22 protein-coding genes and 1 tRNA gene are annotated in these 24737 nt (G+C 71.5%); 8 read left to right on the top strand and 15 right to left on the bottom strand.

Going from position 1 to position 24737, the window contains the following annotated elements:
* Nucleotides 1-18: 18 nt before the first annotated feature.
* From OG570_RS10550 to OG570_RS10570, 5 genes are all read right to left on the bottom strand, one after another.
* Nucleotides 19-864, bottom strand: coding sequence for a S49 family peptidase (locus OG570_RS10550; RefSeq protein WP_247059805.1), 846 nt, complete (start codon nt 862-864; stop codon nt 19-21).
* 19 nt (nt 865-883) lie between these two features.
* On the bottom strand, nt 884-2203 hold the full coding sequence (locus OG570_RS10555) for a histidine kinase (protein WP_247059804.1): 1320 nt from the start codon (nt 2201-2203) through the stop codon (nt 884-886).
* 299 nt (nt 2204-2502) lie between these two features.
* Entirely contained in the window at nt 2503-3363 is an 861-nt protein-coding gene (locus OG570_RS10560; RefSeq protein ID WP_326956384.1) for an Fpg/Nei family DNA glycosylase, read from the bottom strand.
* A gap of 39 nt (nt 3364-3402) precedes the next feature.
* Entirely contained in the window at nt 3403-3843 is a 441-nt protein-coding gene (locus OG570_RS10565; protein ID WP_326945530.1) for a DUF983 domain-containing protein, read from the bottom strand.
* Between the two features lie 113 nt (nt 3844-3956).
* Nucleotides 3957-5525: a sigma-70 family RNA polymerase sigma factor gene (locus tag OG570_RS10570; protein ID WP_326956385.1), complete on the bottom strand. Its 1569-nt coding sequence runs from the start codon at nt 5523-5525 to the stop codon at nt 3957-3959.
* A 198-nt stretch (nt 5526-5723) separates the two neighbouring features.
* Between OG570_RS10570 and OG570_RS10575 the strand changes: the two genes are divergently transcribed.
* The 3 genes from OG570_RS10575 to OG570_RS10585 all read left to right on the top strand — a co-directional run bounded on the left by OG570_RS10575 (nt 5724) and on the right by OG570_RS10585 (nt 8218).
* A tRNA-Gly gene (locus tag OG570_RS10575) sits at nt 5724-5796 on the top strand.
* A 269-nt stretch (nt 5797-6065) separates the two neighbouring features.
* A complete protein-coding gene (locus OG570_RS10580; protein WP_326945528.1) occupies nt 6066-6650 on the top strand; it encodes a lytic polysaccharide monooxygenase auxiliary activity family 9 protein in 585 nt (194 codons plus the stop codon).
* A gap of 101 nt (nt 6651-6751) precedes the next feature.
* Entirely contained in the window at nt 6752-8218 is a 1467-nt protein-coding gene (locus OG570_RS10585) for a phosphocholine-specific phospholipase C (RefSeq protein ID WP_326956386.1), read from the top strand.
* 45 nt (nt 8219-8263) lie between these two features.
* Here the strand turns inward: OG570_RS10585 and OG570_RS10590 are convergent, their stop codons facing one another.
* Nucleotides 8264-8560 (bottom strand): YiaA/YiaB family inner membrane protein, encoded by a 297-nt coding sequence (locus OG570_RS10590; RefSeq protein WP_247059797.1) that lies wholly within the window; start codon nt 8558-8560, stop codon nt 8264-8266.
* Between the two features lie 204 nt (nt 8561-8764).
* On the opposite strand from OG570_RS10590, the gene OG570_RS10595 reads away from it, so the two are divergent.
* Nucleotides 8765-8923, top strand: coding sequence for a hypothetical protein (locus OG570_RS10595; protein WP_326956387.1), 159 nt, complete (start codon nt 8765-8767; stop codon nt 8921-8923).
* On the opposite strand, the gene OG570_RS10600 is transcribed toward OG570_RS10595, so the two are convergent.
* From OG570_RS10600 to OG570_RS10615, 4 genes are all read right to left on the bottom strand, one after another.
* The gene (locus tag OG570_RS10600) at nt 8911-9312 is read right to left on the bottom strand and encodes an immunity 7 family protein (RefSeq protein ID WP_247059795.1); all 402 of its coding nucleotides are present in this window, start codon (nt 9310-9312) and stop codon (nt 8911-8913) included. The two genes, OG570_RS10595 and OG570_RS10600, sit on opposite strands and share 13 nt — an antisense overlap.
* Nucleotides 9313-9355: 43 nt before the next feature.
* On the bottom strand, nt 9356-9895 hold the full coding sequence (locus tag OG570_RS10605) for a DUF2716 domain-containing protein (RefSeq protein ID WP_326956388.1): 540 nt from the start codon (nt 9893-9895) through the stop codon (nt 9356-9358).
* Between the two features lie 248 nt (nt 9896-10143).
* Complete coding sequence (locus OG570_RS10610; RefSeq protein WP_326956389.1) at nt 10144-11637, bottom strand: serine/threonine-protein kinase; 1494 nt, start codon at nt 11635-11637, stop codon at nt 10144-10146.
* Between the two features lie 133 nt (nt 11638-11770).
* Nucleotides 11771-12394 (bottom strand): hypothetical protein, encoded by a 624-nt coding sequence (locus tag OG570_RS10615; RefSeq protein ID WP_442788262.1) that lies wholly within the window; start codon nt 12392-12394, stop codon nt 11771-11773.
* Nucleotides 12395-12618: 224 nt separating this feature from the next.
* Here OG570_RS10615 and OG570_RS10620 point away from each other — a divergent pair, with 224 nt between their 5' ends.
* Entirely contained in the window at nt 12619-13782 is a 1164-nt protein-coding gene (locus OG570_RS10620) for a hypothetical protein (protein ID WP_326956390.1), read from the top strand.
* Here the strand turns inward: OG570_RS10620 and OG570_RS10625 are convergent, their stop codons facing one another.
* Both OG570_RS10625 and OG570_RS10630 read right to left on the bottom strand, forming a co-directional pair.
* Nucleotides 13783-16959, bottom strand: coding sequence for a glycosyltransferase (locus OG570_RS10625; RefSeq protein ID WP_326956391.1), 3177 nt, complete (start codon nt 16957-16959; stop codon nt 13783-13785). It lies immediately after the preceding gene.
* Nucleotides 16960-17002: 43 nt separating this feature from the next.
* Nucleotides 17003-18424 (bottom strand): class I SAM-dependent methyltransferase, encoded by a 1422-nt coding sequence (locus tag OG570_RS10630; RefSeq protein ID WP_326956392.1) that lies wholly within the window; start codon nt 18422-18424, stop codon nt 17003-17005.
* A gap of 65 nt (nt 18425-18489) precedes the next feature.
* Here OG570_RS10630 and OG570_RS10635 point away from each other — a divergent pair, with 65 nt between their 5' ends.
* From OG570_RS10635 to OG570_RS10645, 3 genes are all read left to right on the top strand, one after another.
* Nucleotides 18490-19806, top strand: a complete 1317-nt coding sequence (locus OG570_RS10635) for an alginate O-acetyltransferase AlgX-related protein (protein WP_442788263.1) — start codon at nt 18490-18492, stop codon at nt 19804-19806.
* A gap of 154 nt (nt 19807-19960) precedes the next feature.
* On the top strand, nt 19961-21190 hold the full coding sequence (locus OG570_RS10640) for a DUF1707 domain-containing protein (RefSeq protein WP_326956393.1): 1230 nt from the start codon (nt 19961-19963) through the stop codon (nt 21188-21190).
* A gap of 207 nt (nt 21191-21397) precedes the next feature.
* Nucleotides 21398-21991, top strand: coding sequence for a hypothetical protein (locus OG570_RS10645; protein ID WP_326956394.1), 594 nt, complete (start codon nt 21398-21400; stop codon nt 21989-21991).
* On the opposite strand, the gene OG570_RS10650 is transcribed toward OG570_RS10645, so the two are convergent.
* The 3 genes from OG570_RS10650 to OG570_RS10660 form a co-directional block, all read right to left on the bottom strand.
* Nucleotides 21972-22637 (bottom strand): response regulator transcription factor, encoded by a 666-nt coding sequence (locus OG570_RS10650; protein ID WP_326956395.1) that lies wholly within the window; start codon nt 22635-22637, stop codon nt 21972-21974. The two genes, OG570_RS10645 and OG570_RS10650, sit on opposite strands and share 20 nt — an antisense overlap.
* Nucleotides 22634-23758: a sensor histidine kinase gene (locus OG570_RS10655; protein WP_326956396.1), complete on the bottom strand. Its 1125-nt coding sequence runs from the start codon at nt 23756-23758 to the stop codon at nt 22634-22636. The genes OG570_RS10650 and OG570_RS10655 overlap by 4 nt, the downstream gene beginning before the upstream one ends.
* A gap of 76 nt (nt 23759-23834) precedes the next feature.
* Nucleotides 23835-24668: a helix-turn-helix transcriptional regulator gene (locus OG570_RS10660; RefSeq protein WP_326945517.1), complete on the bottom strand. Its 834-nt coding sequence runs from the start codon at nt 24666-24668 to the stop codon at nt 23835-23837.
* Nucleotides 24669-24737: the final 69 nt, after the last annotated feature.

Below are 24737 nucleotides of genomic sequence, written 5' to 3' on the forward strand. Positions count from 1 at the left end.
CGATGAGCTGAAGCTCGTTCAGAGACCGAAGCGGGACCAGGCCGCCTTCTGGGTCACGGCGTCGAGCACCGCGGATGCGGCGGCCGGGGCGCCGATGCCGAGCCTGGCCAGCAGGGGGCGCTTCGGTTCGGCTACCGAGATGTCGGCTTCCGGGTAGCGCTCGGTGATGATCTGGCGGAGGCTGCCGAGGCCGTCGATCAGGCCCAGCTCGACGGCCTTCGCGCCGAGCCAGACGTCACCGGTGAAGAGGTCCTCCGTGTCGGTCAGGCGGTCGCCGCGGCGGTCCTTCACCCAGCTGACGAACAGGTCGTGGAGCTGGGTGTGCATCTTCTTCAGCCACTCGACGTCTTCGGGCTTCTCCGGCGAGAACGGGTCGAGGCGCGACTTGTTCGCGCCCGCCGTGTGCAGCCGGCGCTCGATGCCGAAGCGTTCCAGCAGCCCGGTGAAGCCGAAGCCGCCGCTGATCACGCCGATCGAGCCCACCATCGACGTCCGGTGCGCGTAGATCTCGTCGGCCGCGCAGGCCAGCCAGTAGCCGCCGGAAGCGGCGACGTCCTCGCAGAACGCCAGGACCGGCACGCCCTTCTCGTCGGCCAGCTGCCGGATCCGCTCGGCGACCAAGCCGGACTGCGTCGGCGCGCCGCCCGGCGAGTTGATCAGCAGCGCGACGGCCTTGAGCCGCTCGTGGCCGAACGCCCTGGTCAGCGCGGACTCGACCGCGTTGAGGTTGATCGCGCCCCTGGCCAGCGGCGACGGCGACGGCGTGATCACCCCGTGCAGCTTCACCACGGCCACGACGTCCTTGCGCTCGACCCGGTCGGCCAGACCCGGGATCCGCGAAGCCAGCTTGTCCGTAACGCTCATAAGGCCAGGCTAGCCGGATTCAGCCCATGGGGAGGATGCCGGACCGGGTGCCGTTGACGCCGTTCGCCTCGGCGCCGTTGAGCTGGGCCGGAACGCCCTGCGACGGGACGTCGGCGCTGTCGTTGTCGGAGCTGTAGTCCGGCATGTTCGGGCGGACGCCGGGGACGAACTTCGGCACCCGCAGCGTCACCTTCATGCCGGCGCCGGGCGCCGTCTCGACCATCACCGCGTAGTCGCTGCCGAACACCTGCTGCATCCGCTGGCTGATGTTGCCGAGCCCGACGTGGGCGCCGGCGCTGTGCGCGTTCTTGACATCCTTCAGCCGCCGCGGGTCCATGCCGATGCCGTCGTCCTCGACGCTGATCAGCGCCTCGGTGCCGTAGTCCTGCGCGATCACCGTGACGCAGCCGCCGCTGGGCTTGCTGGCCAGGCCGTGCTTGACCGCGTTCTCGACCAGCGGCTGGATGATCAGGAACGGCACGACCACGCTGAGCACCTCGGGCGCGATCTTCATCCGCACCTCGAGCCGGCCGCCGAAGCGGGCGTTCTCGATGGTCAGGTAGCGGTCGATGTTGCGCAGCTCCTCGGCGAGCGAGGTGAACATGCCCGACGAACGGAATGAGTAGCGCGTGAAGTCGGCGAAGTCCTGAAGCAGCTCTCGCGCCTCTTCGGGATCCGTGCGGATCAGCGCGGAGATGGTGTTCAGCGCGTTGTAGACAAAGTGCGGTGAGATCTGCGCGCGCAGCGCCTTGATCTCGGCCTGCTGCAGCTGCTGCTTCGACTCGTCGAGCCGGGACAGCTCGAACTGCGTGCAGACGAACTGCGCGACGGCGTCGGCCATCTGCACCAGCCGCCCGCGGGTCCGGCCGACGACGATCAGCGCCGCCTCGGTCTCGCCCTCCACCAGCAGCGGCACGATCACGGCGGTCTTCATCCGGCAGGTGCCGCGGTGGTTGCAGGGCATCCGGTCGTGCGCGACGACCTCCCGGCGGTGCTTGCGGATGGCCGCGCTGATCGCGTCGACGAGGTCGACGTAGTGCTCGTTCGCCTCGCCGTCCCACGACAGCAGCGTGCCCTCGCTGTCGGTGATGCCGACGGCGACGCAGTCGAGCATCTGCAGCAGCTGGGTGGTGATCTTGTCGGCGGCGTCCTCGTCCAGGCCCGAGCGGAGGTTCGGCGCGGCTTTCGACATCCGGTGGACCGCCTGCAGCATGGCGTCCTCGACGACGCTGGCCGGCTTCCGCTGCTTGAACAGCAGCACGATCACCGCGATGCCGAGCAGCACCGCGAGGCCCCACGGAACGATCTGCGCAAGCGGAAACCCGGACACGGCGTCCATGCTCTGCGCTCGACCAACCGGGTGCAAGGCCTGATCCCACTTTCTGTTCAAACGTGACGACCGAGGGTGGGAACGACCCTACTAAGAGTCGGGCAACGGCCACCCCGGTCACCGTGCGCAACACGCGGACGCGGCGTCTTGTTCCACCACATCCGGGGATATGACCAGGAAGAACGCCCTTTCGGCGGGCACCGGCCGACGGGCCGCCGAGGTCGCACGCGCGGTGGCGCAGCACGTGCGGCCGAACGGGGGAATCCGGACCGTGACGCCGTGACCACACGTGTCACGTGCCGCCGGCGCTACTTCAGCAGGCGGGACATCCGGCGGTCGGCCAGCGGCTTGCCGCCGGTCTGGCAGGTCGGGCAGTACTGGAACGACTTGTCGGCGAAGGAGATCTCGCGGATCGTGTCGCCGCAGACCGGGCACGGCAGCCCGGTGCGGGCGTGCACGCGCAGGCCCGACCGCTTCTCGCCCTTGAGCCGCGCCGCCTTCTGGCCGACCGAGCGCTCGACGGCGTCGGACTCGATCTCGTGGATCGCCTCGGCGAGGACCTCCAGCGCGCCTTCGTCGAGCTTGCCGATCGTGGCGTACGGCGAAAGCTTCGCGCGGTGCATGATCTCGTCGGAGTAGGCGTTGCCGATGCCGGCGAGCAGCGACTGGTCGGTCAGCGCCCACTTCAGCCGGGTGTTCCTCCCGGCGAACAGCTCCCGCAGCTGGGTGGCGTCCAGCGCCAGCGCGTCCGGGCCGAGGCGGGCGACGCTCGCGATCTCCTGCGGGTCCTTGACGATCCACACCGCGAGGCCCTTCTTCGTGCCGGCCTCGGTCAGGTCGAACCCCGGCCCGGTGGCGGCATCGAGGTGCACGCGCAGCGAGATCGGGCCCTTGCCCGGCTTGAGCGGGGTCGCGGCCAGCCCGTCCGACCAGCGCAGCCAGCCCGCGCGGGCCAGGTGGACGACCAGGTGCAGGTCGCCGGCGACGACGTCGAGGTGCTTGCCGTGCCGGGTCGCGCCCGTGATCTCGCGGCCGTGCAGGTCGGTCCACGGCGGCGTGGCCGTCTTCAGCACGCTCAACGATGCGACATCGATCCGGAAGATCGTCCGGCCGACCGCGTTCTCCCGCAGGAAGTGGGCCAGCGCTTCGACCTCGGGTAGCTCGGGCATGCCCCCAGTCTCACCCTTTCGGCCGCAAACCGGTACCGGCTACTCGACCGGGTGCAGCGGCCCGTCGAAGTCCGGCAGCGAGTGCCGCTGGATGGTCTTGGAGATCTTCTTGACCTCGCCCTGCACGGTGAACATGCCGCGGATGGTGCCGACCCAGCGCTCGGACGGCCGATCGCCGGTCATGTCGCCCTCGGTCTCCGCGACGACCGTCCACGGCCGGCGCAGGATCCACCGCAGGGGGAAGAACAGCATGATCAGCAGCAGTGCGAGCAGCACCCACGCCGGCACGCTGACCTGGTCAGGCGTCCAGACCACGAGGATCACGGCCAGCAGCGCGGTCACGACGATCATCGCGATGCCGGGGCCGTAGCTGCCCGCGACGTCGTGCTCGAAGTCGTCGGCCGTGGCCGGGGCCCGCCATTCCATCTGGGCACGGACCACCCAGTCGCGGCCGTCTTCGCCGCGCACCAGCCGGTTCATTCAGTAGCCTCCCGGGCCGCCCGCAAGATGAGCAGCACAACGGTACCTTGCGCGGCCGCACCCGCGCGAGAGCGGAATCGGACATCCCGCCACGCGGAGTTGATCACCGCTGTTCAGGAGCCCGACGATGCGAACGCCGTCGAATCCGACGATTCGCCCGAATCGGTGACTTCGGTGCTGCTGCTCGGGCACGGCTTCCCCGACGTCGGCGTCACCGAGGTCGAGGGTTCCGCGGTCGCGGAGTCGTCACCGGAGGGCTCCGGCTTGGTCGTCACGGTCGGCGAACCCGTCGGGCGGCCGGTCGGCGACAGCTCGGGTACGTCGGCGCTCTCCGGCTCGTCGGGGTCACTCGACTCGGTGATGGTCATGTCCGGGCTCGGCGTCTCCGTGTCGAGCCGCGGCGACGTCGAGGAGTGGTCGGGCGCGCTGAACGTCGAGGGGGCTTCCTCGTCGTCGCGCGGGGCGACGAGCCCGCCGGTCCCGTTGCCGGTGTCCCCGGAGGTGGTGTCGCCCGGCGCGTCGCCGCCCGGGACGCTCGGCACCTCGTTCGCGCCGAGCTGCCGGTGCCCGGTGCTGCGGGCCGCCCGGCCCGGGACGGTGATCCCGGTGCCGCGGCCGTTGAGCACGCCGATGCCGATCCGCGGGTCCTGCTGCGGCTGGGGTGGTGGCTGCTGGTGCGTCTCGCTCGGCGGCGCGACCACGAGCTCCGGCGCGCCGCCGGTCAGCCCGACGTCCTGCACCGGCGTCGAGCCGAACAGCACCGGCCCGGCGGCGACGCCGACGGCGCCCACGGCCGCGGTCGACGCCAGCGCGAGCCCGATCTTGACCTTCGAGCCGACCAGGACGCCCTTGACGGTGGCGCCGAGCCCGGCCAGCACACCGCTGCCGCTGACCGCCGCACCAGCGGCCGGCACGAGCAGCACCAGCACACCGGCGTGCGCGCGCAGCGACGAGCAGACGTCGCGCAGTTCGTCCTGGGTGGCGCGACACGACGGGCAGCCGTGCAGGTGCGCCTTGATCCGCTCGGCCTCGGCCCCGGTGACGCTGCCCGCGGTGAAGCCGCCGAGCTTCTCGACGACCGCGCGGCACGAGTCCGGCCCGCGGTTCACCGAAAGGTGGGCCTGCAGGTAGGCCGCGCGCAGCCCCTGGCGGGCCCGGCGGGCCAGCGCCGCGGTGGCGTTGGCGCTCAGCCCGAAGTGGGTGGCGACCATGGCGGGCTGCTCGCCCTCGACCTCGGTCTGCCACAGCACGGTCCGCCAGCGCTCGGGCAGGCTGGTGAACGCCGTCGTGATCAGCGTGTGCTCGGCGGTGCGGGCGTGGGTGTCCGCCCCGGCGCCGGCGCGGAAGTTCAGCTCGTCGTCGGAGACCGGGACGTCGCGGCGGGCGCCGTGCCACTCCCACGACACCCGGCGGGCGACGGTGAGCAGGTAGGCGCGGACGTAGTCCCGGGGACCGGAGCCGCGGCGCAGAGCCTGCAGCACGCGGAAGAACGTCTCCGCGGTGATGTCCTCGGCCTCGGACCGGTCGGACGCCAGGCTCTGCGCGAGTCTCCGGACGGCGGCGGCGTGCAGCTCGAACAGCTCCCCGAACGCGGCGTCCTCGCCGTTTCGAAGTCGATGCAGCAGCGCTTGCTCGTCGGATTCCGAGGCCGCTGGTGGCGGCACAGTGCCCAGCTCGGTCATCCGGCCCGGCACCTCCTCCCCGAAGGTCTCCCCATTCGGTCGAATGGGGACACCATACGGAGGGAATCAGCCGTCGTCACCCCTTGTACGCCAGCTGTGACACCGAAGCACCGGGTCAGGGCACCGGGGGACCCGCTCATCGGAGCAATTCGAGCAGGGTATAGAGTTCACCTCACAGCAGCCGCAAGGACGCTGTACGCGGATGTAGCGCAGCTGGTAGCGCATCACCTTGCCAAGGTGAGGGTCGCGGGTTCGAATCCCGTCATCCGCTCAGGTTCCGAAGGGCCTGTGTCGACAGAAAGCGTCGACACAGGCCCTTCGCCGTTTCACCCGGGAGGCCGAGCCCCCGGACCCCCACGGCGCCTTCGCCGGACTCCCAGCCTGGCTGGTGTTCCGCTGGGTGCTACTCCTTGCGTCTTTCGGTCCATTGTCTGGACCAATGGCACCAGTACCCGGCCCGCGAAGTTCGGCCGGACAGTGGTCTGAACCATTGCCGTGAATTCTTCACACTTCTGGGGTACCTGTTGTGAGAGGAGTCACATGGTCAAGAAGCTCGTCCTCGCCGTCGCAGCCGCTCTCGCCCTTCCGCTCCTGTTCACCGGTGTCGCCTGGGGCCACGGCTACACCACCACCCCGCCCAGCCGGGCGTACAAGTGCAGCACCGGCGCCGTCACGAACTGCGGCGCCATCCAGTACGAACCGCAGAGCACCGAAGGCCCGAAGAACTTCCCCAGCGGCGGCCCCGCCGACGGGAAGCTCTGCTCCGCCGGTGTCTCGCGCTTCGCCGAACTCGACGACCAGCGCGGCGGCACCTGGCCGACCACGAAGCTCACCAGCGGGGCGACCTACACGTTCAAGTGGACGCTGACCGCGTCCCACGCGACGACGTCGTTCCGGTACTTCGTCACCAAGAACGGCTGGAACCCCTCGGCGCCGCTCACCCGGGCGCAGCTGGACACCACGCCGTTCCTGACCGTGCCCTTCAACGGCCAGCGGCCCGGCAGCTCGGTGTCGCACAGCGGCAAGCTGCCGTCCGGCAAGAGCGGGCGGCACATGATCCTCGCCGTCTGGGACATCGCCGACACGGCCAACGCGTTCTACCAGTGCTCGGACGTTGCTTTCTGACCTGGTTCGTGCCGGTTCGGCAGCTGTTTTCACTTCGTGTTCCGCTCGCGTTCCCGGTTGCCACCTTTTCGGGTGACAACCGGGAAACGAAGGTGTCAGCCATGACCGAACTGACTCGTCGCCGTCTTCTCGGATCTGCTGCCGGGGTCGCCGCCACCGCGGCCGCGGCCACCCTGATGCCCCCGAACGTCCAGCGCGCGCTCGCCCAGGGCGCCCCGAAGCACGGCTCGCTGCGCGACATCGAGCACGTCGTGCTGCTGATGCAGGAGAACCGCTCGTTCGACCACTACTTCGGCACGCTGTCGGGCGTCCGCGGGTTCGGCGACCCGCACGCCGCGCGGCTGCCGAACGGCAAGCCGGTGTTCTACCAGCCGGACGCCGAGAACCCGGCGGGCTACGCGCTGCCGTTCCACCTCGACACGCACGCGACCAACGCGCAGAAGATCCCGTCGACGTCGCACGCCTGGCAGGTCCAGCACGACGCCTGGAACGGCGGCAAGATGGACAGCTGGCTGCCGGCGCACCGCAAGGCCGACGGCAAGAACGGCCCGTACGTGATGGGCTACCACACCCGCGCGGACCTGCCGTTCCAGTTCGCGCTGGCCGAGGCGTTCACCATCTGCGACAGCTACCACTGCTCGGTGTTCGGCCCGACCTGGCCGAACCGGATGATGTGGATGACCGGCACGATCGACCCGGACGGCGAGCACGGCGGCCCCATCCTCGACAACAAGGCCCCGGCCGGCGGCTACACCTGGACGACGTACGCGGAGCGGCTGCAGGCGGCCGGCGTCAGCTGGAAGGTGTACGAGCAAACCGACACCTACGGCTGCAACATGCTGGAGAACTTCGCGAACTTCAAGAACGCGCCCGCCGACTCGCCGCTGGCGGTCAACGGCCTCACGCACCGCCCCGAAGGGCAGTTCGAGTACGACGCGCGCAACGACAAGCTGCCGACGGTCTCCTGGATCATCTGCACCTCGACGGCGTCGGAGCACCCGCAGTACACGCCGGCCGAGGGCGCGGCGTTCGTCGCGTCGAAGATCGACGCGATCGCGGCGAACCCGGAAGTCTGGGCCAAGACGGTCTTCATCCTCAACTACGACGAGAACGACGGCCTGTTCGACCACGTCGTCCCGCCGACGCCGCCCGCGGGCACGCCGGGCGAGTTCGTCACCAAGACCTCCCCCGGCGGCACCCCGGGCAACGGCCTCCCGGTCGGCGCGGGCTACCGCGTCCCGGCGATCGTCATCTCGCCCTGGACCGCGGGCGGCTGGGTGTGCAGCGAGAACTTCGACCACACGTCGACGCTGCAGTTCCTGGAGAAGGTGACGGGCGTGGCGGAGCCGAACATCTCGCAGTGGCGCCGTCGCACCTTCGGGGACATGACGTCCGCGTTCCGCTTCAACGACCACAAGGCCCAGCCGCCGGTGCTGCCGGACACGTCGGGCCCGCTGACGCTGTCGCGCTACGAGGCGGCGAACCTGCCGGCGCCGACGTTCCCGGGCACCGGCCAGAAGCCGCCGAAGCAGGAGCCGGGCGGCCGGCCGCGGGTGCCGCGCCACTGAGGTCTCGGACGGCCACCCTCTTTTCGCGAGGGTGGCCGTTCCCCGTCACACGGTGGTCTTGTAGGGATCGTGCTCGGCGAGCAGCTTGTCGAGCCGCGCCTGGTCGACGCGGGAGACGACGGAGGTCTCGTCCTGTCTGTCCCGCACGCACTTGGCGAGGGTGAAGGCCGAGGTGACCAGGTAGAGCATGCCGAGGGCGAGGAACCCGCGAACCCAGCCGTTGACGGGCAGGTACACGATCCCGCCGGTGACGGCGGCCAGGGCGAGCCCGAAGGAGAGGGCGGCCTGCGCGTAGAACGCGGTGGTGGTGGGTGACGCGGCGGACGAACCGGACTTGGTCATGTCACCACGGTCTCGCCACAGGGCCGCGGGTGTCTTGAGCAGTACTACTCAGCCCGCATTGCGAGGCGGCTACACAACCCCCGCGCGCGTAAGCAGCCCCCACCCGCCCTGGGGGGCGGCCCCGCTTCCAGCGTATCGGGGGCCGCCGACAAAGCCGGGGGACGAGACGGGATCCGGCGGACTTGTCCACATTCGAGCGGGCCTGTGGACAACGGCGCCGTACAAGCGGATCCGGCGGCGGCGCTGGTGCCGGGGACGGCGCTGGTGCCGGGGACGGCGCTGGTGCCGGGGACGGCGCTGGTGCCGGGGATCGCGCTGGTGCCGGGGGTGGCGCTGGCCGGGGACGGCGGCTACAGCTCGTAGACGTCCAGGACTGTTGGGGCCACCGGGGTCAGGTGTGGGTCTTCGCGCTCCGTCACTTGCCCTCGGGCCATGCGGTAGACGCGGAAGTCGTTGTCGTGCTCGGTGTCCTGGTCGTCCCAGACGTGGAGCAGGCCGTACGAGCCCGCGGCCAGTTCGCCGACCCTGGTGAACATCTCCAGGAGGTCCGGGGCCAGCTCGCCGCCGTGTTTGTCGAAGCCGCCGAAGTGGAGCATCGGCATGCCCGCGCTCCAGCGGAGGTCGACCAGGTCGAAGTCGCCCGCGTCGCGGATGGCGCGGTGCACGCGGTCGACCAGGCGCTCCAGGAGCGCCGCGTCGTCATCGCCGCTCGCGGTCGCCTGGATGGTCACCCAGCCGTGGTATTCGAACACCTGCACAACGGTAGCAAGAGATCAACCAGCGCAGATGCCGGGCTCAGCGGGCCAGCGCGGACGGCTTCCCGTCGCGGCGCAGGACGTTGCCCAGCGCGCCTTCGCCGAGCCGCTCGAACGCCGAGACCAGGGGCTCGCCGAAGACGCAGAGCGTGCGCTCCCACGGGTGGCCGAGGGTGCCGTAGGAGAAGTCCGGGGCCAGGAACAGGTGGTAGTCCGCGCGCGGGAACACCGGCACCGGCCAGCGCGCGCCCGGGGTCATCCGGTGCGGGCGGACGCGGTAGGACTGGTGCTGCCAGTGCAGCGCCCACAGCCAGTCGTCCGGGCCGCAGACCTCGCGGAACGCGGCCAGCGCGATGCTCGCGACCTGGTGCTCGTCGACCGCGTACGGGCCGAGGCGGAACTCCGCCGACCCGCGGTCCAGGTCGCCGGGCGACAGGTCCCACGTGCGCGACGGCGCCGGCTCGCGGAACCCGGGCCAGGCGTGGGCGTAGGTGCTCGGCAAGAACGCCAGCTTGTCGTACACCCAGTACCAGGCGGGCTCGTCGGCGACGCGGGAGACGGCTTCCCAGGCTGCATTCACTTTTCGACCTCTGACTTGGCCAGGCACGAAAGAACACGCGAAAGCTTCGTGTTCGGCCTCCGGTTTGTCCAGTCCTCGTCCGCTCATCGCGAACTGTGTCACTCGACCGGGTGGGTTCTGTCAGGTTGTCACCACGCGGGCCGGCTTTGTGCAGGGGGCCTTCGTCCGCGACCGCCGACGTCCTCGCAGAGCGCGGTTTGCGCAGCTCAGCGTGCGGGAGGAGGCAGCGTGAGCACAGGCGCGCCGGCTCAGACGACGACGTAGCCCAGCAGGAATTCCTTCTTCTTGCCCTCGCAGCCGGCGTCCAGCGAGTCGAAGTGGCTCGCGCCCGCGTTGCAGCGGTAGAGCGCCCGCGAACCGGACCACGTCGGCGGGTTCGCGTAGACGTAGCCGAGCAGGCCGAGCGCCTGCTGGCCCTCGCACTTGCCGCTCTGGTCGGGCGAGGTGAACCAGTCCTTCTTGTCCTTCACCTTGCAGGCGAACAGCTTCCGCGTGCCGGGCTCGGCCGACGCGACCAGCTCCCCGAAGAGGCCTTCCTTGGTGAAGCCGGCCGGCGCGCCGACCTTCTTCGTCCCGCTGAAGTGGCCGCCTTCCGGGTGGTGGAAGCGGACCAGCGGCACCTTGACCGGCTCCGGCTTCCCCGCGGTCGACGACGGCGCGGTGGAACTCGCGGACGGCGTGGGTTTCTTGCTGCTGCTGTGCTTTGTGGTCGTCGGCGGCGCGGACGACGTCGGCGTGGGGCCCGGCGCGCCCGCGGCCACCGGCGTCGAGCTGTCCGGCTTGAGCAGGAAGATCGCGCCGAGCGCGGCGATCACCGCGACCGCCACCCCGGTCAGCACCAGCGGCAGCCGCCGCTTCCGGTCCGCAGTGGCGGGTACCGCCTGGAAGGCGGTCGTCGGCAGGTCGGCCGGCTCCACGACCCGGGTCTGCGCAACGACCCGGGTCTGCGTGCCGGTGCGCGCGGATTCCAGCAGGCGCCGCGTTCCGGCCGCGGTCAACCGGTCCGAAGTGGACTGGGTCAGCAGCCCGAGCACGGCGTCGGCGAGCGGGCCGCGGCAGCGTTCGAGCACCGGCCGGTCGTACATGATCGCGTGCAGCGTCGCGGCCGTTGTCGTGCGCTGGAACGGCGCCCGGCCTTCGGCGGCGTGGAACAGCGTCGCGCCGAGCGACCAGAGGTCGGACGCCGGTGACGGCCCGGCGCCGGCGAACAGCTCCGGCGGCATGTAGCCGGGCGAGCCCATGACGCCGCCGGTCTGGGTCAGGCCCGGGTCGTCCATCGCCCGCGCGATGCCGAAGTCGGCCAGCTTCACGCGGTCGCCGGGCCGCACCATGATGTTGCTGGGCTTGACGTCCCGGTGCACGATCCCGGCCGCGTGCGCACTTTCCAGCGCGCTCAGCACCTGCAGGCCGAGCGCGGCGACGCGGTCGTTCGCCAGCGGCCCCTCGCGGCCGACGACGTCGGCCAGCGTCGGCGCGATCACCAGCTCCATCACGATGAACGTGGCGCCGTGTTCGCTGACGACGTCGTACACCGTGACGACGCCGGGGTGGTTCAGCCGCCCCGCCGTGCGGGCCTCGCGCAGGACGCGCTCGAGGTGCGTCGGCGACGCGCCCGGCGGCGTGGCCAGCTCCTTCAGCGCCACCGGCCGCCCGAGGAACTGGTCCTCGCCGCGCCAGACGACGCCCATTCCGCCCCGGCCCAGTTCGGCCGAAATCGCGTACCTGCCCGCGACAAGTCTCATTCGTCGCCCCCCTGAGCTCGGGGGCGATGCTGTCATATCCGGGGCTTCGCCCCGGCCGGGGGCTCCGCCACCCGGAACCCCCGAAAGACGCGTGTGAGGGAGGCGCCGAGCAAGCCCAGCGCCTCCCCCGGTCTCAGGCGACGTCCCAGAGCGTCAGGAACGCCGAGGCCTCACTGCGGGCCCAGGGCCGCAGCCGTTCGCGGTCGCGTGGGGTCAGCTGGAACTCCTTCGCCCGGCGGACGTCGATGACCAGCGCCTCACCGCCCGGCAGGATGTCCGGCATCGCCTGCTCCAGCACCCACAGCGCGAGCTGGGCCGACGACTTGGTCAGCGGTTCCTCCTTGAAGTACAGCCAGGTCGCGTACCGCCGGCCGTTGCTCTTGCGGAGCCCGATCTGCGGGCTGACGCCGATCTCGAGGTCGCCCAGCCGGCACCGGCCGCGGCCGACCTCGATGAGCCGGGGCGACTTGCGGCCGAGGTAGCGCAGCCAGCCCTCGGCGATGGCGCTGTAGTGCGGCTTCGTCCGTTCGTCCGCCGCGTTGACGAGCGCCCGGAGCGCCACTTCGTCCTGGTTCGCCGCGCGTCCCGACCGCACGGCGTTGGCCGCCCGCCGGTAGTAGTTGAACGCGGCTCGCGCCGGGTCCTCGTACAACCGCCGCTGGCGCCGCACGAACGACGACCGCGACGGACCGGAACTGGCGCTGTAGCCCACGAATGTGGGCAGGGTGATGTAGGCCATGGCCCTGCCTTCCTCCATCACACCACCCGCGGTTGCGAGCGGCATCTCCCCTGTACAACGCCAATTTTAGAACATACGTACGACAGTTTCGGGGGCCTGACGGGTGACGCGGCCGGGTTGGCCGGCGGGACTCCCGAAATCCGGCGACTTGCGCTACGTTGCCGATCAACCTCAAACCGCAACCTCGCTGGTCGGCAGCCCGTGCCAGACTGATGCCCCGAATGGTGGATGGGGGTCCAAGGATGAGCTGGCAGGAAGAGCTTCGCCGCCTCGACGCGGAGCTTGCCGAAGGTCGGATCGAGCCCGCTGACCACCGCAAACAGCGGGACGAGCTGCTCGCACAGGCCTCCGGATCGACGGTTCCGTCACCGGTTCCGTCCCCGCTACGCCGTCCGGGTGAAGCCTGGCGGAGCACCAACCCCGCCGGCCACCCAACACCGGTCCAGCAGGGCCCGCCGCCGCAGCGCATGGAGTCGCCGCGGCCGATGGTGCCGCACGCGCACGCGCAGCGGCCGCACCCGCCGTGGCAGCGCACCGGGCTGCCGAAGGCGATGTCGACCAGCAGCGTGCCGGCCCTGCCGGACCACATGACCACCGCGCCGAGCCCGGCCGACATCACCCCGACCCGCTACCTGCGGGTCGACGGCCAGGTCGAGCAGCCCCCCGGCAGCCGGTTCCCGCCGATCACGCCGCCGGGCGGCGAGACCCAGCTGCACGAAACCGAGCCGGACGACGACGGCCCCGGGAAGCACCGGTGGGGCGTCGACGACGAGGAGTCGTCCGGGCGGACCTGGACGACGTGGCCGTTCATCGCCCTCGGTGTGCTGGTCGTGCTCGGCATGATCATCGGCGCGACGATGTGGCTCGGGCGGGACGACCCGGCGCCGAACGCGCTGACGACGTTCACGCCGAGCGTGACGCAGCCGCCGGCCGCCGCGGCCCAGCCGCAGCTGGAGGACCAGGTCCCGCCGCTGCCCGGCGTGCAGCACCCGGAGAGCTCGACGATGTCGCTGGCCAAGGGCCTCGACCTGAACCTCTACCCCAAGGAGACCGCGCAGGTCTTCTCGCAGCACGGCGTCACGCAGCTCGTCTACCGCGCGTCGAACTCCGGCGACACCGGCTTCCTCGCCTACGCGATCCCGACGGAGAACGAGGACGGCGCGAAGGCCGTCGTCGACTACCTCCGCGCCGCCGCCGACGCCGGCGGGTTCAAGCCGCTCGCCGCCGACGGGAAGATCGTCAGCGGCCGCAGCGGCGAGCAGCGGATGGACGGCACCTGGTACACCTCGGGCAAGATCGCCGTCGTGCTCTGGGCGTCGCTGCCGTTCGACCAGGACAAGGCCGGCCTGAAGACCAGCCTGGACAACGCGCTCGCCGTGTTCCAGAAGGCGTTGCCGCCCAGCTGATCACGACCCGTCGAGCACGCCTTCCAGGGTGCGGCGGGCGACGTCCGCGCCGAACAGGCGGTCCACCACGGTCTTGCCCTCTTCGGACAATCGCTGCCACAGCTTGTCGTCGTCGAGCAGGGTGACGATCTCCTCGGCGAGCTCCTCGGCCGTGCTGCCGACGAGGACGTCCTGGCCGTGCGTCAGGTGCATGCCCTCGGCGGCGAGCGGAGTGGCGACCACGGGAACGCCGTACCCGAGGCTCTCCCCCAGTTTTCCCTTGACGCCGGCGCCGAAGCGCAGCGGCGCGACGACGGCCCGGGCCTCGCGGTAGGCGCCGTCCAGGTGCTGCACCCAGCCGCGGACGACGACGCCGTCGCGCTCGAGGTCGAACATCTCCTGCGGCGGGTTGCTGCCGACGATCTGCGCGACCGCGTCCGGCCGGCGGCGGCGCACGAGCGGCATGATCTCGGTCGCCAGCCAGCGCGCGGCGTCCCGGTTGGGCAGGTGGTCGAAGCTGCCGACGAACAGCACCCCCGACCGTCCTTCCGGGACGGCCACCGAGCCGTCGGCGTGGTGCACGTTGGACAGCACCTCGACGCGCGCCGACGGCACGAGCTCGCCCAGCAGCGCACGCTCCACATCGGACACGACGAAGGTGACGTCGGTGGCGCGGGTCAGGCCCAGCTCGGACTCCCGCAGCACCTCGGCGCGGCGCCGCAGCGTCAGCTCCTCGCGGGTGTCGCCGAGCCGCGCGGCCAGGTCGGCCTGCCGGTTGAGCCGGACGAAGTGCAGGTCGACGGTGTCGTAGGCGATGAGGCAGTCCGGCGCGTGCTCGCGGACCTGCTCCAGCAGCTGCCAGGCGACGTGCGGCCGCGACAGGATCGTCAGCTTCAGGTCGGCGCCGGCCTCGCGCAGGAACTCCTGCTGCTCGCCGAGCCCGGTGACGACCGTGACGCCCGCGCGGTACAGCGCGCCGGCGTACGGCTCGGGGAGCGCGTTGTTGAGCGGCATGAACACGACGCGGTGGCCGAGCCCGACGAGCAGCTCGAGGATCCGGAACATCCGCACCGAGCCGGAGTCCTTGTCCGGCATGGGCACCTGGTGGTCGGCGACGAGCACGGTGCCGCCGCGGTGGCCGTCCTTCGTGCGCTGCCGCCCGGCCCAGACCGCGCGCGGGCTCGCCTCGGGGAAGTGGTCGCGCAGCTGGACGCTCCACTTGTCGACGAAGACGCCGCGGTTGAGCTCCTGGTGGCGCTTCACACCGGAGGAGACGTCCGTGCCGTTGGTGATGCCTTCGTGGTGCACGACGACCGACGCGGGCTGGACCATCGTCCGGTACCCGGCCGCCCGCACGGCGAACGCGAGGTCGGTGTCCTCGTAGTAGGCGGGCGAGAAGCGCGTGTCGAAGCCGCCGACGCGCTCGAACAGGTCGCGGCGGACCAGCAGGGCCGCGCCGGAGCAGTAGTCGACGTCGCGCAGGGACTGGTACCAGGGCGCGTCCGGCGACTGCAGCCTGCCGTAGTTCCAGCCGGTGCCGTCGGCCCAGATGATGCCGCCGCACTCCTGCAGGCGGCCGTCCGGGTAGACGAGCTTCGAGCCGACGAGCCCGACGTCCGGGCGCGTCTCGACGACGCCGACGAGCTCGTCGAGCCAGCCCGCCGTGACCTCGGTGTCGTTGTTCAGGAAGAAGATGAAGTCGCCGCGGGCGTTTTCGGCGCCGAGGTTGCAGGCGCCGACGAACCCGAGGTTCTTCGGCGCGCGGACCAGCCGGATCCCGGCGCAGCCGGCGACGCGGTCGGCGGAGTCGTCACGCGAGGCGTCGTCGACGACGATGACCTCGAACGGCGTCGAGGGCAGGTGCCGCTGGATCGAGTCGAGGCAGCCGCGGGTGAACGGCCAGTTGCCGTAGACCGGGATGACGACGCTGACGATCGGCTGGTCGCTGGTGGTCACCGCGACCGGGCCGGGCACCGCGGCGGGCTGGCCGGGCAGCACGCCGGCCGGCCGGCCGAGCGTCGTCTCGTAGAGGTCGCGACGGCGGGTGCCGCGGGGCGCGAACTTCTCGATCGAGCCGCGGTACTTGCCGATCGCGCGCTGCACGAGCGCGGACGTCTCGGAGCGCAGCTTCTCGTTCTCCGCGGCGAGCCGGCCGATGGTCTCGGAGAGGCCGGAGTTGTTGCTCGCCAGCCACTCCAGCCGTTCGCTGTCGTAACCGGACTTGCGCTGCAGGCGGCTCAGCTCGCCGGCCGCGCGCTGCCGGTCTTCGCGGGCGCGCTCGGCCTGGCGCAGCGCCTCGTCGCGGTCGGTCGCGGTCTGCCGCTCGGCGGCGGTGACCTCCGCCAGCCGGCCGGTCAGCTCGGCGACGGACGCGCTCGCCTGCGCGCGCTCGGCCTCGGTGCGGCCCAGCGCGTCACGCAGCCGGCCGGCTTCGGCGGCCGCGCGCGCGACGAGTGTCAGCTTCGGGTCGACCATGGCGGACGTCGAGGGCACGTCGATCGGCTTCGCGGAGGCGACCGAGACGAAGTAGGTGTGCGGCGCGCCGGTTTCGACGACCCAGCCGTCGGCGTCGTCCTGCTGGACGGTGAGGACCTCGGCGCCGGAGCCGGCGCCGCCGTCGTGGATCAGCGAGCCGACGGCGACGTTCTGGCGCAGCACCACGACGTGCTCGAAGCTGCCGGCGAGCAGCGAGCGGAACGCGGACTCGGTCAGCTCGTGCACGTGGTACGGGTTCTCGTTGCCGTGGTCGTGCGTGTAGACCTCGATGTCCGGCGTGCTGCAGAGGAAGACCCCGCCCGGCGCGAGCCGGCCCGTCACCAGCTCCATCAGCTTGTCCTGCGCGTCGACGTGCTCGATCGCCTCGAAGCAGGTGATGACGTCGAACGTCTCGCCGTCGAGGGCCTTCGGGTCGGTGATCGAGCCGACCTCGAAGCGCGAGCCCGGGTAGCGGGTCCGGGCGTGCTCGACGGTCCGCGGGTCGATCTCGAGGCCGACGACCTCGGCGGCCGTGCGCGCCAGCAGCGCACCGCCGTAACCCTCGCCGCTGGCCAGGTCGAGGACGCGCTTGCCGGCGACGAACCGGGCCGCGAACGCGTAGCGGTGGTAGTGCTCGTAGATCACCTGGAGGTCGTCGGTCCACGGCACGCACCGCTCGCCGGTCCAGTCGATCAGCCGCTCGGCGCCAGTCCCCTTGCCCATGCCGGGCAGATTAGCGGCCCGACCAGCACCGCCGGGCCGGACCTCAGTTTTCGATCCGTTCGAGCAGCGACAGCCCGACGAGGATGTAGGAGAGCGTCCGCCGGTCGCCGCCGAGCCCGGCGGTCAGCGACCAGTCGGCGTCGACGGACAGCCGCACCTGGCGGTGGGCGTCGAGCCGGACCGGCAGGACCTGCTCGACCAGCCCCGGTCCGACGTCGGCCTTCGCGACCGGGACGCCGTCCACGGAGACGGTGACGCCGCCGTACTCAGTCGCGTCGTCCGGCAGGTAGGTGCGCAGTTCCAGGGCACCGACGGCGGTGGTCGGCAGCAGCGGGAGCTCGATCGACGGCGCCGCCCAGTCGTCGTGGTAGAGCCCGTTGATCCGGCCGGTGACGATCCCGGCGCCGCGCACGAGCCGCTCGCCGCCGGTGCCGCCGGGGCGGAACGACGCGCGACCCGCCGGATCGACGACGCGGGTGTCGCGAACGGACCGTTCGGGCGTCCGGGTGCCGTGCACGCGCAGCGGCTGCGGTGTCGGGTGGAACAGCGCGGTCAGCCGCGTCCCGGTGACGACCCCGAGGTCGAGCAGGGCGTCGTCGAGGACGCCGACCTGGTCGAGCAGCTCGACGTGGACCGGGTTGTCCAGGTCGACGTTGTGGCCGTAGATCCGGTCGACGAACGGGTCGATCACGTTGCCGTAGGGCAGGAACAGGCTCGGGTGCAGGTGGTCGAGCAGCACCGGCAGGACGTCCTGGGCGCGGATGCCCTCGAAGCCGTCGGCCGCGCAGTCGATGTCGACGAACTGCTCGTCGACCTGCCCGGTCAGCGCGTTGCGGCGCAGCTCCGGCGGCAGCGTCGCCCAGATCCGGTCGACGACCTCCAGGGCCTCCGGCCACCGGCGGTGCCCGTTGCGGCCGATCATGTCGTGCACGACCAGGACGCCGTCCGGCGTGAGGCTGCTCGTGATCTGCGCGTAGAGGTGTTCGAGGTCGAGCACGTGGTGCAGGGCCTGGAAGCCGACGACGACGTCGTGCTCGGCGTCGGCCCGCCAGGTGTTGAAGTCCGCGGTGATCAGCTCGACGCGGTCGGCCACACCCTGCTCGCGGGCGGCCGCCTCGGCCCGGGCCTGCATGTCCGGGTTCAGCTCCAGCAGCCGCAGCCGGACGTTGTCCAGCCCGGCCTCGGCCAGCCCGCGCAGCCAGCCGAGCTCCTGGTCGCCGTTGCCGCTGCCCAGCGACAGCACGACGGTGTCGCGGGAGAGCCGCTGAGCGCGTTCGGCGATCTGGCCGACGATCAGCTCGTCGATGCCCGGCACGCCGAGCGCGTCGAGCTTCGGCCGCACGTGCTTGTTGGACCAGCGGTGCGCCGACGGCGGCAGGTTGCCGTGGATGTCCTCCTGGTCGGCGAAGGTGTCCCGTTCCCGGGCCAGCCGCTGGTCGTAGCCCGGCCCTCGGCCACCGTTCATCGCACGTCCCCTCGCGTTCACCTGTTCGGGGCCGCCACGCTCCGGCCCGGCGCTAGGATACGGCCGTGTCCTCCCGTCCTCCGTCGCAGTTGCCCGCCGACCCGGGCCTGCCGAGGACCCCGGAGTCCTGGCTGCCGAAGGAGCACAACCTCTACCGGCCCCGGCACAGCAAACGCCAGCGCACGGCCCTCGCCTGCGCGGCCTTCTTCTTCGTGACGCCGCTGCTGCTCTCCGCGGTCGGCGTGCACCCCACCGCCTTCGAGAACCGGCCGCTGCGCGACTTCCCCGGCCTGGGCGACGGCTGGGGCTTCTTCACCGGCATGGCCGGCTGGGCCACCGACCACCTGCCGCTGCGCCAGGCCGGCGTCCAGGCCGCCGACGGCATCAGCACCGGCGTCTTCGGCGACCCGCCCGGGTCCGGCCAGGGCACCAGCCACGAGGGCGGCACCGTCGGCGTCGACCAGGGCCAGCCCAGCACCGGCGACGTCCCGGGGTACGTCTACCCGACCGTGCTCCCGGGCAAGGACGGCTGGATGTACCTCGGCGAGGACGTCAACGCCCGCTGCCGGCCGGTGATGGACACCGACCACGTCGTCGCGGCGCTGCGGAAGCTGCGCGCCGCCGTCGAGAACTCCGGGCGGAAGTTCGAGCTGGTCATCGCGCCCGACAAGTACAGCGAAGAGCCGTCGCACCTGCCGGACAACTACGTCGGCAAGCCGTGCGCCCAGGCCCGCACCGCCGAGTTCTGGAACCGCGTGCCCCGCGAGACGGGCGCGATCGACCTGCGGCCCGCCCTCGCCGACGCCGAGAAGCGCACCGGCCACTCGCTGTACGACCCCAACGACACGCACTGGTCGTTCGACGGCGGCCTGGTCATGACGTACGCGCTGGGGCAGTCCATCCAGCCCGGCAGCACGGTCCGCTGGCAGGCGGCACCGAACGGCACCCGGCCGTGGCCGGCGGACCTGGCCCGGGTGCTCGGCCGCGACGAACAGCGGAAGCTGACGACCTACAGCCTCTCGACCGACGGTGGCGCCGACCGCACCCGCTACATCGCCAGCGACTTCAAGACGCCGCTGCACCTGACCCAGCCCGACGGCGCGAAACCGGCCGGTTCGATCGGGCAGAACACCGCCGTCGTGGCCGACTCGTTCACCCAGTTCGCCAGCCCGTTCCTGGCCGCGACCTGCCAGGACGTCACCATCGTGCACGCCGAGACGACGGCGCAGAGCAACGCGCAGGAACTCACCGGGTTGTTCGCCGACCGGGACGTGATCACGTTCGAATTGGTCGAACGGAGCGTGATCGGCGGATCGTCCCCGCTGCTGCGGAACCAGACCATCGACCAGCTCGCCGCCGTGCTCGCGCAACACCCCAGGTGACCTGGGAAGCGGGATGCGCCACCCGAAGGTAACGACGGGGTGGTGGGCGACGAACAGGTGAGCACACCCGTGCACAATGACTCCGTGCGGTCACGCGGCTGCACCCATACACTCGCACGATTTCGCAGGCGATCTACCCGAAGGGGGTACCGGGGTGACCTGGCAGGAAGAGCTGCGCAGGCTTGACGAGGAGCTGGCGGCGGGAAACCTGACGGCCGACGAATACCGGACGCGGCGTGACCGGGTGCTGTCCATGGCCGTCACGACCGGCGACAGCCAGGCCGCCCCCGCCCAGCCCGCGCAGCAGCCGATGGGCGACAGCGCCTCCGAGACCCAGATCATCGCACCGGTGAGCCCGCCCGCGCCGCAGCCGCAGGCCGACGCGGCCGAGGCGACGCAGGTCGTCTCCGCCACCGACGCCGGGGGCGGCGAGCGGACCCAGGTCGTCCCGCAGTGGCAGCAGCAACAGCAGCCGCAGTACAGCCAGCAGTCCCCGGCCGGTGGGTTCCCCCAGCAGCAGTACGGGCAGCAGTCCCCCGCCGGCGGCTTCCAGCGGCCGCCGCAGCAGAGCCAGCAGAACCCGTGGGGCGCGCAGCAGCAGGACGTCAGCCCGCCGTGGGGCGGCTCGGACTTCCCGCCGATGTCCCAGTCGGGCAACGCGGACTGGATCAGCCAGGGCCCGGAGAGCTTCCAGACGCAGCCGTCGTCCGGCAAGGGCAAGAAGATCGCCTTCGCCGTGATCGCCGTCCTGGTCGTGGCCGGTCTCGGCTACGGCGTCTGGGCGCTATTCATCAAGGACAACGGCACCACCCCGCCGGTCGCCCAGCAGAGCACCACCCAGCAGCCGCCGCCGGCCCCGACGGTGAAGCCGCTGCCGGAGCCGCCCGCGGCCAAGCCCGAGCCGAGCGACAATTCCGCCGCGCTGGTCACCCCGGCCGGCACGACCCGCGCCGGTGGTGGCGAGTTCGACCTGGACAAGCTGCAGTCGGCCAAGTACCTGCCGACCACGGTCATCGAGAAGCTCAAGTCCGGCGGCATGACCGACGGCCTGCTCAAGACGACCAAGGACGGCGACGTCACGCTCGGCCTGTTCGCGCTCGAGCTGCCGAACGCGCAGGCCGCGTCCGCGGTGGCGGCGGAGTACGCGAACGCCGAGCAGGAGGGCGGCCTGACCGCCAACCGCAACCTGTCCCTGCACGGGGTCCAGGTGTTCTCGGCGGCGGACAGCAGCCAGCAGGTCTACCGCGCGGTCTACGTCCTCTACAACCGCGTCGTCATCGTGGACTCGTTCGGCCCGTCCAAGGACGCGACGCTCGCCTCGTTCAAGACGCTGCTGACCGCCCAGGTCCAGAAGGCGCCGCCGACGGAGCGCACGAACAACTGAGCACGGCTTAGCCCGAAGGTGTGACCTGGGCCGTGTCGGTGAACCTCCTCCCCCTCCCGGACGCCCTCTGAACAGAGCATCGTCCGGGAGAGGAGGCGCCGTGATCTGGATCTGCTTGGTCGCCGTCCTCGCCGTCGTGTTCCTGGTGCGGGCGGTTCGCCTGGTCCGGCGGGTCAAGCGCGGCTGAGCTGTGGTTGGGTCGTCGGCGTGCCCAAGCTCGTGACGCGCCGGATCACCCCCGCCGGCTTCCTGCTCGCTTTGCTGCTCTTCCTGTTCCTGCCGTGCCTGGCCGCGTCCTGCGACGCGCCGGACGGCACCCGGGCCGCGGTGACCTACTCCGGCGCCGATCTGGCCTCCGGCCAGCAGAAGTTCACCGGGATCGACGGCCTCGGCCTGACCCCGGCGCAGCAGACGGCCGTGGCGGACAAGTTCGACATGCCGGGCCTGGTCCAGGTGCTGGCGATCGTCGTCGCGGTGCTGCTGGTCCTCGGCCTCGCGACGGCGTTGCCGCGGACGCCGAAGGTGCGTGCGCTGACGGCGGTCGTCGTCGCCGGCGCGGCCGCCGCGCTGCTCGTGGTGACCGAGGTGCTCGCGCTGCGGAACCTCACCGACTACACCCGGACGATCGCGGCCACCGTCTCGACGCTGTCGACGAGCCAGGCCAACCTCGACGACGAAGCCACCGCCGCCGTCGACCTGCGGCTCGGGTTCTGGCTCTCCGCCGGCCTGGTGCTCGTCGTCTTCGTGCTGAACGTCTTCGTCGCGCTGCGCCGCTCCGGCGTCACGGCCGACGCGGAGTGACCAGGCCGGACTCGTAGGCGAGCACCACGAGCTGGGCGCGGTCGCGGGCACCGATCTTCGTCATGATGCGGCTGACGTGGGTGCGCGCGGTGGCCGTCGAGATCACCAGGTGGGCGGCGATCTCGTCGTTCGACATGCCGCCCGCGACCAGGCCGAGGACCTCGCGTTCGCGGTCGGTGATCTCCCGGACGGCGCTGGTGTCGATCCGCCGGTTCTCCGGGCGGCCGACGAACTCCTGGATCAGCCGGCGCGTGACGGTCGGCGCCAGCAGCGCCTCCCCGCTCGTGACGACGCGCAGCGCGCGCAGCAGCTCGACCGGCTCGGTGTCCTTCAGCAGGAACCCGCCGGCGCCGGCGCGCAACGCCTCGTAGACGTACTCGTCGATGTCGAAGGTGGTCAGGACCAGCACCTTCGTCCCGGCGAGCTCGGGGTTCGCGGAGATCCGGCGGGTGGCTTCGAGGCCGTCGACGCCCGGCATCCGGATGTCCATCACGACGATGTCCGGCTTGTGCTCGATGGCGAGCGCGACGGCCTGTTCGCCGTCACCCGCCTCGCCGCAGACGTCGAAGCCTTCCTCGGTCTCCAGCAGCACCCGGAACCCGGCGCGGACCAGCACCTGGTCATCGGCCAGCAGGACGCGGATCATGCGTCTCCCTCGATCGGTAGCTCGACGAACACTTCGAAACCGTCGCCGAGCGGCTGGGCCGTGAAGCGCCCGCCGAGCGCCGCGGCGCGTTCGGCCATGCCCCGCAGGCCGTGGCCCGGGACCGGCTGGGTGGTGCCGCGGCCGTCGTCGCGCACCCGGAGCGTGAAGGCGCCCGCCGGCCGGCCGAACCGGACGTCGACGTGGCGTGCCTGGTCGGCGTGCCGGACGACGTTGGTCAGCGACTCCTGCAGGATCCGGTACCCGGCGGCGTCGACCGGCGCCGGGAGCTCGCCGGCCTCGCCGTGGACGTCGACCGTGAGCCCGGCGTCGCGCGCGTGGGCCAGCAGCTCGGCGGCCTGGGCGAGGCTCGGCGCGGGCGCCTTGTCCTCCCCCGACCGCAGGACGGCGAGGGTGGCGCGCAGGTCCTTGAGGGCGGACGCGCTGGCCTCCTTGATGTTGAGCAGCGCCTCCTTCGCCTGCTCGGGCCGCCGGTCGGCGACGTGCGCGGCGACGCCGGCCTGGACGTTGATCATGGCGAGGCTGTGCGCGACGACGTCGTGCACCTCGCGCGCGATCCGCAGCCGCTCCTGCTCGGCGAGCCGGTGCCGGTGCTCGTCGGCCTGCTCGCGCCGGGCCGCGACGGCGGCGAACTGGTACCGGACGGCGGTGCCGATCCCGATCACGGCGACCAGCCAGACGACGAGGAACCCGGCGCCGACGGCCAGCACGAACGACCCCGACGTGACGATGTGGCCCAGGTAGAGCACGGCCAGCGCGCCGGCGCCGGTGATCCCGGCGACGAGCGGGCCGCGCTGCCGGGTGAGCACGAACAACGCGATGGTCGGCACGACGATGACGGGCCCGCCGGGAAAGCCCGAGGCGTAGTAGCCGAACGCGGACGCCGTCGTGATCAGGAAGAGCGTCAGCGGGAAGCGGTGGACGAGCAGCAGCGTCAGCGTGGTGGCGACGAGCCAGGCGCCGGCGACCGGCGTCATCGGCGGCGAACCGGGCTGCCAGCGCGACGCGCCGCTGGTCGCGCCGAGCACGAAGACCGTGACGACGACCGTGCGCACCACCCGCCCCACCCACGGGGACAGGCTCGACTGCGGCGGCCGTCTCATACCGCGAAAGCTACCGGTCGGCGACGGCGGCCGCGTCCGTCCTGAAGCGACTCTCCGCGTACGTCGGGTGCCGTAGTCAGCCGGCCATGAGCGGCAGCTTCGCCGCCGTCTCCGCGTCCGCCGGGGTGTAGGTCGACACGGTGATCTCCGAGCGGCGGCCGAAGTAGAGGTAGGTGAAGTTGAAGCACAGCAGGCCGACGTCCGGGTGCAGGTAGCGCTTGGTGCGGATCGGCTCGGAGTTGACGTCGTGGTGCGGCCAGAGCTCGGCGAACAGCGGCGACTCGGCCTTCAGCCGCTTGACCAGCTGCTTCCACGCCGGCTCGGCGACGTGCTCGGCCATCGCCGCGCGGAACGACGCGATGACGCGCGGGATGTTCGTGTCCCAGTCGAGCATCCGCTCGCGCCACTGCGGGTTGAGCAGGCACTGGACGAGGGTGTTGCGGTCCTCGAACGGGATGGCGTCGACGTCGCCCATCAGCCAGCTGTAGCCGCGGTTGTAGCCCAGCAGGTCGCAGCGGGCGTTGCGCACCGCGACCGGGTACGGCTCGAGCTTCTTCAGCATCATTTCCAGCTGCGGCGAGAGGACCTGGCAGTCCTTGCCGCTCTCCGGCTCGGGCGCGCCGGCCAGCCGGAACAGGTGGGTGTGCTCGTGCGGGTCGAGGCGCAGCGTGCGCGCGATCGCCAGCAGGACCTGCTCGGACGCGTTGATGTCGCGGCCCTGTTCGAGCCACGTATACCAGGTGACCCCGACGCCGGCGAGCTGCGCGACCTCTTCGCGGCGCAGCCCCGGCGTCCGGCGGCGGCCCATCAGCGGCAGGCCGACCTGCTCGGGCGTGATCCGCTCCCGCCGGCTGCGCAGGAACCGCGCCAGCTCCTGGCGGCGGAGTTCGGATTCGACGGCGGTGGTCATGGTGCCAGGATCGCATGCCACCGAAACTGGTACCAGGTAGTGGCGGTACCCGGATGAACAGCAACTGGT

The organism is Amycolatopsis sp. NBC_01286 (genome assembly GCF_035982555.1).
Taxonomy (GTDB): domain Bacteria; phylum Actinomycetota; class Actinomycetes; order Mycobacteriales; family Pseudonocardiaceae; genus Amycolatopsis.